This window comes from Mycobacterium kyogaense (assembly GCF_036946525.1).
GTDB classification, from domain to species: domain Bacteria; phylum Actinomycetota; class Actinomycetes; order Mycobacteriales; family Mycobacteriaceae; genus Mycobacterium; species Mycobacterium kyogaense_A.
Genome location: NZ_JAQIIY010000006.1, coordinates 295,980 through 311,374 on the forward strand (window position 1 = coordinate 295,980; position 15,395 = coordinate 311,374).

12 protein-coding genes are annotated in these 15,395 nt (G+C 68.2%); 6 read left to right on the forward strand and 6 right to left on the reverse strand.

Going from position 1 to position 15,395, the window contains the following annotated elements:
• Positions 1–159 precede the first annotated feature (159 nt).
• The 6 genes from PGN37_RS03570 to PGN37_RS03595 all read left to right on the forward strand — a co-directional run bounded on the left by PGN37_RS03570 (position 160) and on the right by PGN37_RS03595 (position 8,360).
• Complete coding sequence (locus tag PGN37_RS03570; RefSeq protein ID WP_335329638.1) at positions 160–2,121, forward strand: PGRS repeat-containing protein; 1,962 nt, start codon at positions 160–162, stop codon at positions 2,119–2,121.
• A gap of 65 nt (positions 2,122–2,186) precedes the next feature.
• Positions 2,187–3,455 carry a pyridoxal phosphate-dependent aminotransferase gene (locus PGN37_RS03575; RefSeq protein WP_335329639.1) on the forward strand — a complete coding sequence of 423 codons (1,269 nt, stop codon included), beginning with the start codon at positions 2,187–2,189 and terminating at the stop codon, positions 3,453–3,455.
• Between the two features lie 30 nt (positions 3,456–3,485).
• Positions 3,486–4,718, forward strand: a complete 1,233-nt coding sequence (locus PGN37_RS03580; RefSeq protein WP_335329640.1) for a YibE/F family protein — start codon at positions 3,486–3,488, stop codon at positions 4,716–4,718.
• 56 nt (positions 4,719–4,774) lie between these two features.
• Complete coding sequence (locus tag PGN37_RS03585) at positions 4,775–5,269, forward strand: 2Fe-2S iron-sulfur cluster-binding protein (protein ID WP_335329641.1); 495 nt, start codon at positions 4,775–4,777, stop codon at positions 5,267–5,269.
• Complete coding sequence (locus PGN37_RS03590) at positions 5,266–6,258, forward strand: FAD binding domain-containing protein (RefSeq protein WP_335329642.1); 993 nt, start codon at positions 5,266–5,268, stop codon at positions 6,256–6,258. The genes PGN37_RS03585 and PGN37_RS03590 overlap by 4 nt, the downstream gene beginning before the upstream one ends.
• Positions 6,255–8,360: a xanthine dehydrogenase family protein molybdopterin-binding subunit gene (locus tag PGN37_RS03595; RefSeq protein ID WP_335329643.1), complete on the forward strand. Its 2,106-nt coding sequence runs from the start codon at positions 6,255–6,257 to the stop codon at positions 8,358–8,360. The genes PGN37_RS03590 and PGN37_RS03595 overlap by 4 nt, the downstream gene beginning before the upstream one ends.
• Here PGN37_RS03595 and PGN37_RS03600 read toward each other — a convergent pair.
• The 6 genes from PGN37_RS03600 to PGN37_RS03625 form a co-directional block, all read right to left on the reverse strand.
• Complete coding sequence (locus PGN37_RS03600; protein ID WP_335329644.1) at positions 8,357–10,135, reverse strand: hypothetical protein; 1,779 nt, start codon at positions 10,133–10,135, stop codon at positions 8,357–8,359. The two genes, PGN37_RS03595 and PGN37_RS03600, sit on opposite strands and share 4 nt — an antisense overlap.
• Positions 10,136–10,627: 492 nt before the next feature.
• On the reverse strand, positions 10,628–11,491 hold the full coding sequence (rfbA, locus tag PGN37_RS03605) for a glucose-1-phosphate thymidylyltransferase RfbA (protein WP_335329645.1): 864 nt from the start codon (positions 11,489–11,491) through the stop codon (positions 10,628–10,630).
• Positions 11,491–11,847 (reverse strand): nuclear transport factor 2 family protein, encoded by a 357-nt coding sequence (locus PGN37_RS03610; RefSeq protein WP_335329646.1) that lies wholly within the window; start codon positions 11,845–11,847, stop codon positions 11,491–11,493. The genes rfbA and PGN37_RS03610 overlap by 1 nt, the downstream gene beginning before the upstream one ends.
• A 19-nt stretch (positions 11,848–11,866) precedes the next feature.
• Positions 11,867–12,613, reverse strand: coding sequence for a maleylpyruvate isomerase family mycothiol-dependent enzyme (locus tag PGN37_RS03615; protein WP_335329647.1), 747 nt, complete (start codon positions 12,611–12,613; stop codon positions 11,867–11,869).
• 4 nt (positions 12,614–12,617) lie between these two features.
• Positions 12,618–13,952, reverse strand: coding sequence for a cytochrome P450 (locus tag PGN37_RS03620; protein WP_335329648.1), 1,335 nt, complete (start codon positions 13,950–13,952; stop codon positions 12,618–12,620).
• Positions 13,953–13,961: 9 nt separating this feature from the next.
• Positions 13,962–15,287, reverse strand: a complete 1,326-nt coding sequence (locus PGN37_RS03625) for a UDP-glucose dehydrogenase family protein (protein WP_335329649.1) — start codon at positions 15,285–15,287, stop codon at positions 13,962–13,964.
• Positions 15,288–15,395: the final 108 nt, after the last annotated feature.

Sequence of the window (15,395 nt, forward strand, 5' to 3'; positions counted from 1 at the left end):
AAGATCATCAAATCGGACGACGCGACCCGTGTCCATGTTGTGGTTCGTTAGGCGCACATGATGGCCATCAGCCGTCGATGACTGATCGGGGACGCGTTGTCTGCACACGATGATGCATCAATTCGGCGTGGTTTGCGCTTTGCTGTCGTTCCACTCGCGGTGACGGGAGTGGTGGTCGCAGGCTCGCAGGTGATGATTCTGCGGGAGCCGGAACCCCGTTCTGTCTCGCTCGCCACCGCTCCGGCGGCGCTGACGGTGCCTATCGCGCCGGAGAGTGCGCCACCGCACGCCGTACCCGCCGAGCTGTACGCCGGCGGACCAGGCCCGGTACCCGCCACCGCGGTCGCTCCGGTGTTCGTTCCCGGGCCTGTCGGCGAGTCCGCGGTGTTCCCGTGGACGCGCGGTCGAGCGCCTGAGTCGTCGGACTCGGCTACACCGCTGGCTCAGCTGCTGCTGCCCTACCGATCCGACCGTGAACCGAGCAACCGCACACGGACCCCCGGGAACGCGCCGTCGCCCGGGCCGGTCGTCGACGTCCTCGAGGGCGTGTTCGCCTTCTTCATCGGCAACGGGGCTGACGCCGCGGCCGACTGCACCGGCGACGCCTGCAACGGCGGCCGGGGCGGTCTCCTGATCGGCAATGGCGGGGACGGCGCCAACGGGGGTGTCGGCGGAGCTGCCGGCTTGTGGGGAAACGGCGGTCGCGGCGGTGACGGACTCGCTACCGGAGTCGTCGGCGGTAACGGCGGCCGCGGCGGACTTCTGCTCGGCAATGGTGGCGCAGGCGGTAACGGCGGCGCCGGGGCGGTTGGCGGCAACGGCGGGCATGCCGGCATCCTGCTGGGCAACGGCGGAGTCGGCGGCAACGGTGGCAACGGAATCGTCGGCAGCACAGGCGCTTCCGGGCTCGACGGTGGTGACGGAGCCCGCGGCGACGACGGAGCGGATGGGCAAGACGGTCCCGACGGCGGCAAGGGAGCTGACGGAGCCAACGGGGCCAACGGTGTGAACCCGATCGGGACGCCGGGCAAAGACGGCTTCAATGGCTTGAGGATCGAGGGCAGCGAGAACGGCGGTAACGGCACCGACGGCAATCCGGGCGGCAACGGGGGTCGCGGCGCGGATGACGTGGGCGCGGTGGGCGCCAGCCAGACGGGCGGAAACGGCGGATTCGGAGGCAACGGCACCACCGGCGGTAACGGCGGCAACGGGGGTAGGGGCGGCGACGCGTCGGTCGGGTACGGCTACGCGAACGGCGGAAGTGGCGGCGCTGGCGGAGACGGCGGAGCAGGTGCGCCGGGCCAGCCAGGACTCGACGGCGCGCCAGGACCCGTCGGCGGCGCGGGCTCGAACGGACAAGCGGGCACACCCGGTGGAGATGGAGCCGACGGCACCGCAGGCGGTCGGGGAACGGCCGGCACCGCAGCCGGTGCCGGCGGCAACGGCGGACACGGCAGCTGGTTCTTCGGCCGAGGCGGCGCAGCAGGTAACGGTGGGATCGGCGGCGACGGGGGCAACGGTGGTGTCGGCGGTTCCGGCGGCGACGGCGGGAATGGCGGTGTCGGCGGTGACGGTGGCGACGGCGGAACCGGGGGTACCGGCGGAGACGGCGGGCAAGGCGGCAACGGCGCCAACGGGGGAAATGGCGGTAACGGTGGCGACGGCGGCGACGCGTCGACCGTCGTCGGACCCGCGACCGGTGGCAGCGGCGGAACCGGCGGCTTCGGCGGGACCCGGGGCGTAGGCGGGGTCGGCGGCAAGGGCGGAGCCGCTGGCGCCGGTGGCTTTGCGGGATTCGGCGGTGATGGTGGCGAGGGCGGCGCGGCGGGTAAGGGAGGCGCCGGCGGTCAGGGAGCGGCCGGCGGTCGCGGGGGCGACGCCGGTGAGAGCGGGCGCGGCGGTCTGTTCGGACGTAAGGGCGCCGTAGGTCAGGCCGGGGACGACGGCGAGTCGGGCAAGTCCGGGGCTGACGGCGCCGACGGTACGGCCGGGTCGCGCGGCGCCGACGGCAACGACGGCAAGGCCGGCGCACCGGGCAAGGCCGGCGTTGACGGAGGGTCGGGCTCGGCGGGCGCTGACGGCGCGCCAGGAAAACCCGGCAACAAGGGCAAAGAGGACTGACCTGAGCTGGCCGGACGGCGGGCGGCTGGGAAAACTCCTGGACACGACGTGGGAAGATCGTGCCCATGAGTACGCATCAGGCGTCGTGGCACACCGGGAGTGGCCAGCACGCGCGCCCTCGCGAGTTCCAGCAGTCCAGCAAGCTGCAGGACGTCCTCTACGAGATCCGCGGACCGGTACACGAGCACGCTGCGCGCCTGGAATCCGAGGGCCACCGCATCCTCAAGCTCAACATCGGAAACCCCGCGCCGTTCGGCTTCGAGGCCCCCGACGTCATCATGCGCGACATCATCCAGGCTCTGCCCTACGCACAGGGCTACTCGGACTCCAAGGGCATCGTCAGCGCCCGGCGCGCGGTGTTCACCCGCTACGAGTTGGTCGAGGGCTTCCCGCGGTTCGACATCGACGACGTGTTCCTCGGCAACGGTGCCTCCGAGCTCATCCAGATGGTGCTGCAGGCGCTGCTCGACAATGGCGACCAGGTGCTGATCCCCGCGCCCGACTACCCGCTGTGGACCGCGTGCACGTCGCTGGCCGGCGGCACACCGGTGCACTACCTGTGCGACGAGACGCAGGGCTGGAACCCTGACGTCGCCGACCTCGAGTCGAAGATCACCGACCGCACCAAGGCGATCGTCGTCATCAACCCGAACAATCCGACCGGCGTCGTGTACAGCCGCGAGACGCTCGAGCAGATCGCCGACCTGGCGCGTAAGCATCAACTACTGCTGCTCTCCGACGAGATCTACGACAAGATCCTCTACGACGACGCCAAGCACATCTCGATGGCCTCGGTGGCTCCCGACGTGTTGACGCTGACGTTCAACGGGTTGTCGAAGGCCTACCGGGTCGCCGGCTACCGGTCGGGGTGGTTGGTCATCACCGGCCCGAAGGAGAACGCCGGCAGCTTCATCGAGGGCATCAGCCTCCTGGCGAACATGCGGCTGTGCCCGAATGTGCCTGCCCAGCACGCGATTCAGGTGGCGCTCGGTGGCCATCAGAGCATCGACGACCTCGTGCTGCCCGGGGGCAGACTGCTCGAGCAGCGTGACGTGGCGTGGAACAAGCTCAATCAGATCCCCGGTGTCTCGTGCGTGAAACCCCAGGGTGCGTTGTACGCCTTCCCGCGGCTGGACCCTGAGGTCTACGAGATCCACGACGACGAGCAATTGGTGCTCGACCTGCTGCTGCAGGAGAAGATCCTCGTCGTGCAGGGCACCGGATTCAATTGGCCCACACCGGATCACCTCAGAATCGTGACGCTGCCCTGGGCGCGCGATCTGTCCAACGCCATCGAGCGCCTGGGTAACTTCCTGGTCAGCTATCGGCAGTAGCCCGCCAGCTCCACCGCCTACTCTGTCGACGTGGCGCACTCGCATTCCCATTCGCACTCGCTGGGCGGCCCGTCGCCATTGGGGCCGCTGGCGGCCAAGGTCGTCGTCGTCCTGCTCGCGCTCTGCGGGGTTGCGGTCGTGATCGGGTTGGTGCTGCTGTGGCCCAGCAGCCAGAAAGCTGACATCCCGCTGCCGTTCCAGAACAGTGCCGGCGGCGCCGTCACCACCGAGGCGGGCCATGTCGTGTCCAGCACGACCGCGACCTGTGGCAGCCCGTCGGCCGGTGCTGTGCTCACCGCGGACCCGATCCCGGCGCCCGGGGAGGGTGCCGAGTGCGTGCAGACTCTGGTCGACATCGACTCCGGCCCGAACCAGGGCGCGACGACGCTGCTCGAGTTCAGCGGCGGCCCCGGGCAACCCCATCTGGCCGTCGGCGACCACATCCGCGTCAGCAGGCAGGTCGACGACGCCGGGACCACGAGCTACGCGTTCTTCGACTACGAGCGGACGTGGGCGCTGACGGCGCTGGCCGCGGTGTTCGCCGTGGTGATCGTCGCAGTCGCGGGGTGGCGTGGGCTGCGCGCGCTGGTCGGCATCGTGATCGCTTTCGGTGTGCTCGTGGTGTTCCTGCTGCCGGCCTTGCGTGACGGCGCGCCCGCGATTCCGGTCGCGGTGGTGGCCTCAGCGGCGATCCTGTTCGCGGTCATCTATCTCGCGCACGGGGTCAGCCTGCGGACCAGCGCGGCGCTGCTGGGCACGCTGACCTCGCTGCTGCTCGCCGCGTTACTGTCCTGGGGCGCAATCGAAGTCGCCCACCTGACCGGATTGTCGGAGGACCAGAACAACGAGGTCGCCGCCTACCTGGGCAATGTGTCGATCACCGGATTGCTGTTGGCGGGCTTCATCATCGGCTCTCTGGGCGTACTGAACGACGTCACCATCACGCAGGCCTCAGCGGTCTTCGAGCTGGCCGGGGTCGAGTCAGCGAGCCGGCGGGGCGTGTTCGTCGGTGCGATGCGGGTGGGCCGCGACCACATCGCGAGCACCGTCTACACGCTGGTGCTGGCCTACGCAGGTAGTGCGTTGCCGCTTCTGCTGCTGTTCAGCGTCGCCAACCGGTCGCTGGGCGACGTGCTGACCAGTGAGAGCGTGGCGATCGAGATCGCCCGCTCGGCGGTCGGCGGTATCGCCTTGGCGCTGTCGGTGCCGCTGACCACCGGTATCGCGGCGGTGTTGGCCACGCCGATCCGCGCCGCGAGCTAGCGTTTGGGGTGGATCACCCCGGGTAATCGCCGGCAGTGGACCACACCTGCTCCGCGGTGACATTGCACGTCGATGGCCGCACCCACGAGCTGACGCTCGACAACCGGGTCACTCTGCTCGACGCACTCCGCGAGCACCTCGGGGTGACCGCCCCGAAGAAGGGCTGCGATCACGGGCAGTGCGGTTCGTGCACTGTCCTCGCGGACGGCAGACGGGTCACCAGTTGTCTGACCTTCGCCGTCGCCGCCAACGGCGCACACGTCACGACAGCGGCAGGTTTGGGCGCCGACGGTGACCTCCACCCGGTGGCGCAGGCATTCCAGGACGAGGACGCCTTCCAATGCGGCTACTGCACGCCTGGCCAAATCTGTTCGGCCGTGGGCATGTTGGACGAGGCAAAATCGGGGGCGCCCAGCTTCGTCACCGAGGACCTCGACGGCGCCCCCGAGCTGACTGCCGACGAGATCCGGGAGCGGATGAGCGGCAACCTGTGTCGCTGTGCGGCCTATCCCAACATCCTCGCCGCGATCGCGAAGGCCGCCCGGCCGTGAAACCGTTCGCCTACCACCGCGCCACCAGCCCCGCCGACGCCGTCGCCACGCTGACCGCCCACCCTGGCGCCGCATACCTGGCCGGTGGCACCAACCTGGTCGACCACATGAAACTCGGTGTGGCCGAACCGGATCTGCTCGTCGACGTCAGCCACCTCGCGCTGGACGACGTCACGCACACGGACGAGGGCGGCGTTCGCATCGGCGCAAACGTGCGCAACAGCGACCTGGCCGCGCATCCACTGATCCGCTCGCGCTACCCGATGCTGGCGCGGGCCATGCTCTCGGCGGCGTCCGGGCAGCTGCGCAACGCGGCCACCACCGCGGGAAACCTGTTGCAGCGCACTCGCTGCGTATACTTCCAGGACGTCACCACGCCGTGCAACAAGCGGGAGCCCGGTACCGGTTGCTCCGCCATCGGGGGTTATGTCCGCTACCACGCCATTCTCGGCGGGTCGCCGGAATGCGTCGCCACCCATCCCTCGGACATGGCCGTGGCGATGAGCGCGCTGGACGCTCTCGTTGTCGTCGAGAGCGCCGAGGGCTCGCGCCATCTCCCCGCCACGGACTTCCACCGACTGCCGGGTACCGAGCCCCATCGCGACACGGTGCTCGATCGGGGCGAACTAATCACCGCGGTCGAGATACCGGCGCCGCCCGTCGGCGCTGTGTCGGACTACCGCAAGGTCCGCGACCGCGCCTCGTACGCATTCGCGTTGGTGTCGGTCGCCGCGGAACTGAGTTTCGACGGTGACCGGATAGCGACCGCGCGTATCGCGCTCGGCGGGGTAGCCCACAAACCCTGGCGCGCGCGGGCCGTCGAAGACCGACTGATCGGCGCATCGGCCTCCGAGGAGACCTTCACAGCCGCTGTCGACGCCGAGCTCGACGCCGCAGAACCGTTGCCCGGCAACGAGTTCAAAGTCTCCCTCGCGCGCCGCACCATGATCGCCCAGCTTCGTGCGCTCACCGAACGGGGTCGACGATGACTTCTCTGCTGAACCCGCAGTCCATCGGAGCGCCTGTCGCACGGCGGGATGGGCCCGCGAAGGTCACCGGTACCGCGCCGTATGCGTTCGAGCACCACATAGAGGGTCCCGCCTATCTGCACCCCATCCAGGCCACCATCGCGCGGGGGCGCGTCACCGCGATGGATGCCGGCGCCGCGCGGGCCGTCGACGGTGTGCTCGACGTGCTCACGGTGTTCGATGCGCCGGCGCTCGCCGACACCTCGGATGGCGAACTGGCGATCCTGCAGGACGCCCAGGTCCATTTTCGAGGTCAGATCATCGGCGGCGTAGTCGCCGAGTCAGCCGAAATCGCCAGGGAAGCAGCCGCTCTCGTGGTGACCGAGTATGCCGCTGCACCGCATGATGCGCAGCTGAGAGTCGACCATCCCGGCCTCTACACCCCGGAGTCGGTGAACCCGTCCTATCCGCCAGACTCCGATGACGGGGACGTGGATGCCGCGATGGCTACAGCGGCGTGCACCGTCGATCAGATCTACGAAACCCCCATCGAGCACAACAATCCGATGGAGCCTCACGCCTGCATCGCACAGTGGACCGCCGGAGACGGTGAACCCCAGGTGACGCTCTACGACTCCACGCAGGGCGTGCACGTGGTGCGTAAGACGCTCGCACCGATCTTCGGATTGGAGGTCGACCAGCTACGGGTCATCGCGCCGTATGTCGGCGGCGGGTTCGGCTCCAAAGGCGCACCGCACGCCCACAACACGTTGGTGCTGCTGGCGGCTCAGCGCGCCGGAGGGCGTCCGGTGAAGCTGGCGCTGACACGTCAGCAGATGTTCGCACTCGTCGGCTACCGCACGCCGACCATACAGCGCGTGCGCTTGGGCGCCGACGCCGACGGTAGGCTGACCGCGCTCAGCCACGAGGTCGTCGAACAGACCTCAGCGGTCAAGGAATTCGCCGAACAGACGGCGGTGACATCGCGGAAGATGTACGCCGCACCGAATCGTCGGACCTCGCACCGGTTGGCCGCCCTGGACGTGCCGGTGCCGTTCTGGATGCGCGCGCCGGGCGAGTGTCCCGGCACCTACGCGGCCGAAGTCGCCATGGACGAACTCGCGGCCGCGTGCGGTATCGATCCGATCGAGCTGCGCATCCGCAATGACCCGCACGTCGATCCGGAGACCGGCAATCCGTGGTCGAGCCGAAAGCTGCTGCAGTGCCTACAGTTGGGCGCCGACCGCTTCGGCTGGTCGTCGTGGGACCGTGCCGCGGCCCGGCACCGCGAGCGCGACTGGTACCGCGGTGTCGGCGTCGCGTCGGCGACCTATCCGGCGATGCAGATGCCGGGCAACACCGCGCGTATCACCTACGACCGCGAGGGTCATTACCTCGTGCAGATCGGGGCCGCCGACATCGGCACCGGAACGTGGACGACCCTGACCCAGATCGCCGCGGACGCGTTGGGATGCGGCGTCGACGCGGTGGAGCTGCAGATCGGCGACAGCGCACTACCCGACGCGTCGGTCGCAGGCGGCTCGTCCGGCATCAACTCCTGGGGCCGCGCCATTGTCGCTGCGGCGCAGGACTTCCGCCGCGATCACGGCGACCCACCGGCGATCGGCGCGTCCGCCGTCGCCGAGGCGCCCGAGAATCCGAACGCCGACACGATGACCCTGCAGTCCTTCGGTGCGCACTTCGTCGAAGCGCACGTCAACGCCGACACCGGCGAGATCCGAGTCCCCCGCATGCTCGGCGTCTTCGACATCGGTCGCGCCATCAACCCTCGTACCCTGCGCTCGCAGTTGATCGGCGGGATGACCATGGGGCTGTCGATGGCGCTGCACGAGGAGAGCGTGCGCGACCCGCGCTTCGGGCACGTCGTCACCCAAGACCTCGCGACCTACCACTTCAGCGCGCACGCGGACGTCAACGATGTCGATGCGATCTGGCTCGATGAACCTGACCCGCATGCGAATCCGATGGGCTCGCGAGGAGCCGGAGAGATCGGCATCGTCGGCTCGGCCGCGGCCGTCGTCAATGCGGTCCACCACGCGTGCGGTGTCCGGGTGCGCACCCTGCCCGTCACGCTGGACAAGGTGCTCGCCGGACTCGGTTAGACAGATGGCGCGATGGTGTGCACGGTGGTGAAGCCGTCGGCACTGACCGTCGTGACGTAGACGGTGCCGTCGGCGCCGACGACGGGGATGTCCGTGGGACGCGTGCCATCGTCGAGGTCGAGCACCTTGGTCACCCCGGTCGTGGTGAACGCGTACACGCCGAGGTCGTCGGGCGCGTTGCTCGCGACGTAACCGGTGCCGTCGGGCCCGAACACCATGTACTGCTGCGGAAACACGGGGTAACGGGTGCCCACCGGTTGCGGCAGGGTCCGCGTCACACCCGTCAACCCGGTGGCGTCGAAGCCGACGAACTGGGCGCCGATGGCCGGGTCGTTGCGCAGGATCAGGTAGCCGCTTCCGTCGGGGGCGAACTGGATGTCGGCCAGACCACTGCCGAGCACCGGGCCTCGCACCTCGGGCGAGAACGTGTCGTTCGACAGGGTCAGCAGGATCTGGTTGGTCGCTGCGCCGCCGAGCTGGCGCACCTGGTTGATCTGGTAGGCCGTGCCGTCGGGGCCGAAGAAAACGTCGCCCGGGACGGTACCTGCGGGCAGCGCGATGGTGCGGTTGATCGATCCGTCGGGGTTCAGCACCGCAAGGTAGTTCGAGCCGTTCGCGGTGTAGGTGACATACCCGAAGTCGTCGGTTTGTTCTCCGGCGTCGAGAACCTGGTTGTAGGAGGTCAGGAAAGGTGCGGTCCCGGGGAGAGTCAGTGTGCTGCGTGCGGTGCCATCGGGACTGATGACGACGACCGGGGTGCTGGCGGGGTCCCTGACCACTGCGTAGATGGTGCCTTCTGCCGTCACCTGGAAGCTGCGCAGACGTGCGTCGATGATCCTCGGCGTGGTGATGGCGGTCGGGTTGATCTTGTAAATCGAGGTGGTGCCCTCGCCGCGGTCGACGTTCCCGGGATAGGTGACGGTCGCGAGGTAGATGCCGTCGTTCTTCACCGTGTAGACGCTCGGCAGACCGGCCACGGTGCGGATGGTGCTGTCGCCGTCCCGCAGGGTGTAGATCCGAGTGGTCTTGCCGCCGAACAGTGTCTGGACTCCGACGGGCAGGTAGATGTAGCCGTCCTCGCCGCGGATCGGAGCCATACCGTCAGCCCCACCGGGCAGGAGGAACGTCTTCGTCTTTCCGTCGGGGTCGATGGCCCGCAGCGTGCGACCGCCGAACTGGGTCGACACCAGATATGCACTGCCGTCGTTCGCCAGTGTCACGCTCGTGTCGGGGGCATATGTCCGCACCGTATTGGTCGGCGCGACGCGGACCGTGCGGTAGGCGATGTTCCCGATGGGGTTGAAGATGAAGGGGATGTTGGTGTCGAAGTACAGGGAACCGTCGGCCCCCACCTGCGGCCGTCCGCTGGTGAAGCCGGAAACTGTCGCGATCTTCGCGACCTCGCCCTGACTGTTCACCGACCACAAGGTCGAGCGGGTGGCACGGTCGTTCGTCGTGATGACGACAAGCGAGCCGTCCGGCCTGGTGACTGATGTCGCCGACGTAGCCTGTGCGCCGGAGATCGCATCGCTGGTGGTGATCACCTGCCCGTCACCGTCGATGATGCTGACGCGGATACCGTCCGCATCCCCGGTGACTTGATAGACCGTGCCCGTCGAGCCGATGATCACGGGCCCCTTTGGCACTCCGCGGATCTCAGTGTCGGCGGCATCTGCCACTGCGGAGGGGCTCGCCTGCACAACGCTCGAGGTCGCCGCCGCTGCTGCCCTGTCGGCGCGGCGCTCCTCGGCCTGCTGGCGGACCGACGCGAGCATCGTCAACAGCAAGGGCGCGGCGGCGGGCTCGGAATCGTCGTCGCGGTCGTCTTTCGCAGCGGCCGGTCGCGGCGTGAACAGGGGCTTGAACAGCCTGCTCTTCGTGGGGGCTTCTACTTCACTGTCAGTATCTGCTGATGAGACAACCGGTTTCGTCTCTTCGCTGTCAGTATCCTTCGACGACGTGCTCCGCTTCGAGCCGAGCCCACGCTTGACTGTTGGCCTATCAGCCTTGTCGGTCTTGTCAGCCTTCGTGCCCGCTGACGCTTTCGAGGGGCCAGCAGACGCACTCACCGAGGGGGTGTCGTCAGGTTCAGCCCAGGCCACCGTCGGCACTGCGGCAATCGCGGAGCCGATCCCCAGGGCCACCGCTAATCCCCCGACACGGCCGATGTAGTTCTCCCACGCCATGAGTGACCCTCCCCGTTGAGTTCACAGCAAACTTACGGGCAATACGGGTGTATGGCAATGATGAATTCCGCGCGAGTCGGCTCAGCGGTCGAGCAGTTCCAGCAGATACGCACCGTAGCCGGACTTCAGGAGTTTATTTGCGCGCGCGGCTAATTCGTCGTCGCTGATGAATCCGACCCGCCACGCCACCTCTTCGGGCACGCTGATCTTGAGGCCCTGCCGACGCTCGATGGTGCGCACATAGTCACTGGCGTCCAGGAGTGAATCGAACGTGCCGGTGTCGAGCCACGCCGTGCCGCGGGCGAGCACCTCGACGTTGAGCCGGCCCTGCTCCAGGTAGCGCTGGTTGATCTCGGTGATCTCGTATTCTCCGCGCGCCGACTTGCGCAGCGAGCGTGCGATCTCGACGACGTCGTTGTCGTAGAAGTACAGGCCCGGCACCGCGTAGTGCGATTTCGGTGTCGACGGTTTTTCCTGCAGTGCCAACGCCGTCCCGTCGGCGGCGAACTCGACGACGCCGTAGGCCGACGGGTCGGCCACCCAGTACGCGAAGATCGCCCCGCCCTCGACGGTGTGAAAGCGCCGCAAGCTGGTCCCCAGTCCGGGACCGTAGAAGATGTTGTCGCCCAACACGAGTGCCACGGATTCGTCACCGATGTGGTCGGCGCAGATCACGAAAGCCTGTGCCAGGCCCTCGGGTTCGTCCTGGACGGCGTAGCTGAGGTTGACACCGAAGTCCGCGCCGTCGCCGAGCAGCCGTCGGAACGCGGGCGCGTCCTGGGCCGTCGTGATCACCGCGATGTCGCGGATGCCCGCCATCATCAGAGTGGACAGCGGATAGTAGATGAGCGGCTTGTCGTAGACGGGAAGCAGCTGCTTGCTCGCTCCCATCGTTATCGGGTACAGCCGTGTGCCTGAACCGCCGGCCAGGATGATGCCGCGCATCAGCCGGTCAGGTCTGCTTCGGTGAGTTCCGTGGCGGCCAGCGCGGCAGCCAGATCGTCATGCCGGAACACCGACGTCACGTGATCGGCGACCACCCGGAAGGCCGACGCCGCCGAACCCGAACCATCGACCTTCTCTTCGACCACGACGACACCGTCGTGCACGTAGATTCGGCCGGGTTCGATCGTGCGGCCCAGTCCCTGCGCCCAGGACTGCAGCGCGGCGTGACCCTGTGCCGCGCCGTTGGCGTCACCGATCTCGATGTCGTCGCTGGACAACGACACCAGGGTGTCGAGGTCACCGGCATTGAGGGCGTCGTGCCAGGCGAGAACGGTCGCCATCTCCGAAGTGGTCATGATCGAGAGCTTAGGCCGCTCAGAACGGCGTGCGGTCCAGCCATCCGTCCCAGACGGCGGTGTCGCCGTGCACCTCGAGGCCCGCGTCGGCGGTGCTGATGCGGCGCACCGTGGCCAACAGCAGATTCTTCGCCGGGCCCCGCAGCGCGACGCTGCCCTTGCCGTGGTCGTGGGACCACCACACGCCCTCTGCGTCGTGGACGATCATCCACTCCCCCGTCGGCCCCAATTCCGAGTCGGTGGCGTGCAGATGAATGGATTGATCCCGGTCCAGGGCCGGGGCACGGCGCCGGTCTTCGGTGACGCGGTCGATCCACTCACTGAGCGCATCCGCGGCCAGATCCGGCGCAAGCTCGAACGGCACACCGAGGGCCAGCGCGGCGTCGGCGCGATGCACGGTGGCCTCGTGCAGTCGCCGCCGTATCCACCACCCTGCGGGTCGGGGGCCGACGAACGTCCACACGCGAGTCTCGGGGCCGACGCGGTCGATCGCCCTGCTGATCAGTTCCGCACCCGCCATCAGCCAGTCCGCGGCCCCGTCCGGGTCGTCCGGCGGTTTGCCGTCGCGCACGTCCCGCGGATCGAGCTCCTGGTTTCGGCGCTCGAGGATAATCTGTGCGGCCCAACGATTTCCGCGTCCCACGTGCCGGAACAACTGTTTGAGATTCCAGTCGCCACACGTCGGCACCGGCGTCGCCGGGTCTCCCGTACGGATCAGATCGCCGAAAGCTCGAGTCTGCTCGAGCAGAGCTGCTCGGAAGTCCACCACCTCACGCTAGCGCGGTCCGCTCGCTCCCAAGGGTGATCGGCAATGTTGACCACCCGCGCAGCACGCGGGTGTCGCGACGGTGGGCCTGCCCGGCGAGCTGCGCACCGGGATAACGCTCGAAGAACGTGCGCAAGCCGACTTCGCCTTCGGTGCGGGCCAACGCGGCGCCGAGGCAGAAGTGACGTCCTCCGGAGAACGACAGATGCTTGCCCGCGTTCTCTCGCTCGAGGTCGAAACGGTGCGGATCGGTGAACACCTTCGGATCACGGTTCGCCCCCGCGAGATGGATGATGAGCAGCTCGCCGCGCGCGATGTGCGCGCCCTCGATGTCGACGTCCCTCCGGGCGAAGCGGGCGCTCATCTGCACCGGGGAATCCAGCCGGAGGATCTCTTCGACGGCGGTGGGCCACAACTCGGGGCGGGCAGCCAGCGTGTCGAGGTGCCCCGGTGACTGCAGCAGCATCCGGATCCCGTTGCCGAGGAGGTTCACCGTGGTTTCGAACCCGGCAGCCAGGACCAGGCCCGCGGTGGCCAGCAGTTCCCGCTGTGAGAGCGCTGCCCCCTGTTCGGCGTGCGCGCTGGCCTGGATGAGCTGGCTCATCAGGTCGTCGCCGGGATTTCGGCGCAGCTCGTCGAGGTGCTGAGTCAGCCATTCGTTGAACCCGACGAGGCCCTCGTGCACGCTGGTGTACTGCTCCCAGGACAGACCGATGTCCAGGCTGGGGGCAGCGAGTTCGCCGAAGCGCAGGATCTGTTGCCGATCCTTCTCGGGTACGCCGAGGATGTCGCTGATCACCGCGACCGGCAGCTGAGCGCAGTAGGCGTCGACGACGTCCACTACTGCACCGGCCTCGCCGGTCCGACCGGCGAGGCCGTCCAGCAGCCCGTCCGCGGTGTCCTGCACGCGGTCACGCAGCGCGGCGACCGCGCGGCTGGTGAACACCGAGGACACCAGCTTGCGGCAGCGGGTGTGGTCGGGCGGTTCGATCGAGAGCAGCGACGGCGGCTCGATCGGGTGGAGCAGCCCGGTGCGGGTCTTCTCGTTGATGCGGCGCAGGATCGGGGGGAGGCCGGCGCCGAGGCTCATGACGTGGAAGTCGTCGGAGCGCAGCACCTCGTTGGCGACGGCGTGGTCGAACGTCATCAACGCCGTTCGGGAGCGGACGACGGGCCCGTGAGCGCGCATCTCGTCGGCGAATGCCGCCGGATCGGCTCTCACGGCCGGGTCGGCGATCAAGCGTGCCTGCGGATCCCCGCGCCGGGCGCCGACCCTGGACAGGCCGCGAACGATGCCGTGCAGGACCAGCCATCGCAGCCGATGTTGGAGACGAGACATCACCCGAGCTTAACCAGCTGGTCTACCCAGCGCATAGAGCTGCCAGCCGGCCTGCCGCCACCGCTCGGCGTCGAGGCAATTGCGGCCATCCACAACGACTTTGGTGCGCACCGTATCGGCGAGCGTCTCGGGGTCCAGATCGACGAACTCGTCCCATTCGGTCAGGACCAGGACGGCGTCGGCACGGTCGCAGGCTTCGGCCACCGATGTCGCGTACGTCAGGGTCGGGAACAGCCGACGAGAATTCTCCATCGCTTTGGGGTCGTAGACGTTGACGGTCGCACCGTTGAGTTGGAGCAACCCGGCCACGTTCAGTGCCGGGGAATCGCGAACGTCGTCGGATTCGGGTTTGAACGCCGCCCCCAGCACGGCGACGTTCGCGCCCAGCAGGGATCCTCCGCACGCGGTGGTCGCCAGTTCGACCATGCGGGTGCGGCGGCGCATGTTGATGCTGTCGACCTCACGCAGGAACGTGAGCGCGTGATTGGCGCCGAGCTCTCCGGCTCGCGCCATGAACGCCCTGATGTCCTTGGGCAGGCAACCGCCGCCGAAACCCAAGCCGGCGTTGAGGAATCGTCGCCCGATGCGGGCGTCGTAGCCGAGCGCATCGGCCAGCGTCGTCACGTCGGCGCCGGCGGCCTCGCACACCTCGGAGATCGCGTTGATGAACGAGATCTTGGTGGCGAGAAAGGCATTGGCGGACACCTTGACCAGTTCCGCGGTCTGCAGATCGGTCAGCAAGAACGGCACCCCGTCGTCGAGCAGCGGCGCGTAGAGAGCCCGGATCGCGGCCTCCGCGAGCTGCGAATCCTTTTGCACGCCAACGACGATGCGGTCGGGACGCAGTGTGTCGTGCACGGCGAAACCTTCGCGCAGGAATTCGGGATTCCAGGCGATCTCGACGGGTACCCCGTCCGGGCTCAGCGCAGCGGCGCGCTCGACGAGATCGGCGGCGGTTCCGACGGGCACCGTGGACTTCCCGACGATCACTGCGGGGCGGCGCAGCTGCGGCACGAGCGCGTCGATCACCGCGTACACGTGCCGCAGGTCCGCGCCGTATTCCCCCTTCTTCTGCGGTGTTCCGACGCCGAGAAAGTGGACGTCGGCGAAGTCGGCTGCCTCGGCGTAGTCGGTGGTGAACCGCAGTCGGCCGGCATCGAGGTTGCGCTGCAACATCTTCGGGAGCCCGGGCTCGTAGAAGGGGACGTCACCGCTGGCCAGCTTGGCGATCTTGCCGGGGTCGATGTCGACGCCGATCACCTCGTGGCCGAGCTCGGCCATCCCGACAGCATGGGTGGCGCCGAGGTAGCCGGTGCCGAAGACAGTGCATCGCATAGTGCCTCTCTAGGTGCCCCGAATGAGGGGGTCATAACGCGACACTGGCCGCCAGATCAACGGAAGGTGACGGTCGCGTGCCGCGATATTGGGATTGGTAGCCCGCCG

Bases quoted from the DNA above. Each gene is read 5' to 3' on its own strand.
- PGN37_RS03625 (WP_335329649.1), bottom strand. From the start codon at position 15,287: ATGCGATGCACTGTCTTCGGCACCGGCTACCTCGGCGCCACCCATGCT.
- rfbA (WP_335329645.1), bottom strand. From the start codon at position 11,491: ATGCGCGGCATCATCCTGGCCGGCGGTTCAGGCACACGGCTGTACCCG.
- PGN37_RS03600 (WP_335329644.1), bottom strand. From the start codon at position 10,135: ATGCTCGCGTCGGTCCGCCAGCAGGCCGAGGAGCGCCGCGCCGACAGG.
- PGN37_RS03620 (WP_335329648.1), bottom strand. From the start codon at position 13,952: ATGTCTCGTCTCCAACATCGGCTGCGATGGCTGGTCCTGCACGGCATC.
- PGN37_RS03610 (WP_335329646.1), bottom strand. From the start codon at position 11,847: ATGACCACTTCGGAGATGGCGACCGTTCTCGCCTGGCACGACGCCCTC.
- PGN37_RS03595 (WP_335329643.1), top strand. From the start codon at position 6,255: ATGACTTCTCTGCTGAACCCGCAGTCCATCGGAGCGCCTGTCGCACGG.
- PGN37_RS03575 (WP_335329639.1), top strand. From the start codon at position 2,187: ATGAGTACGCATCAGGCGTCGTGGCACACCGGGAGTGGCCAGCACGCG.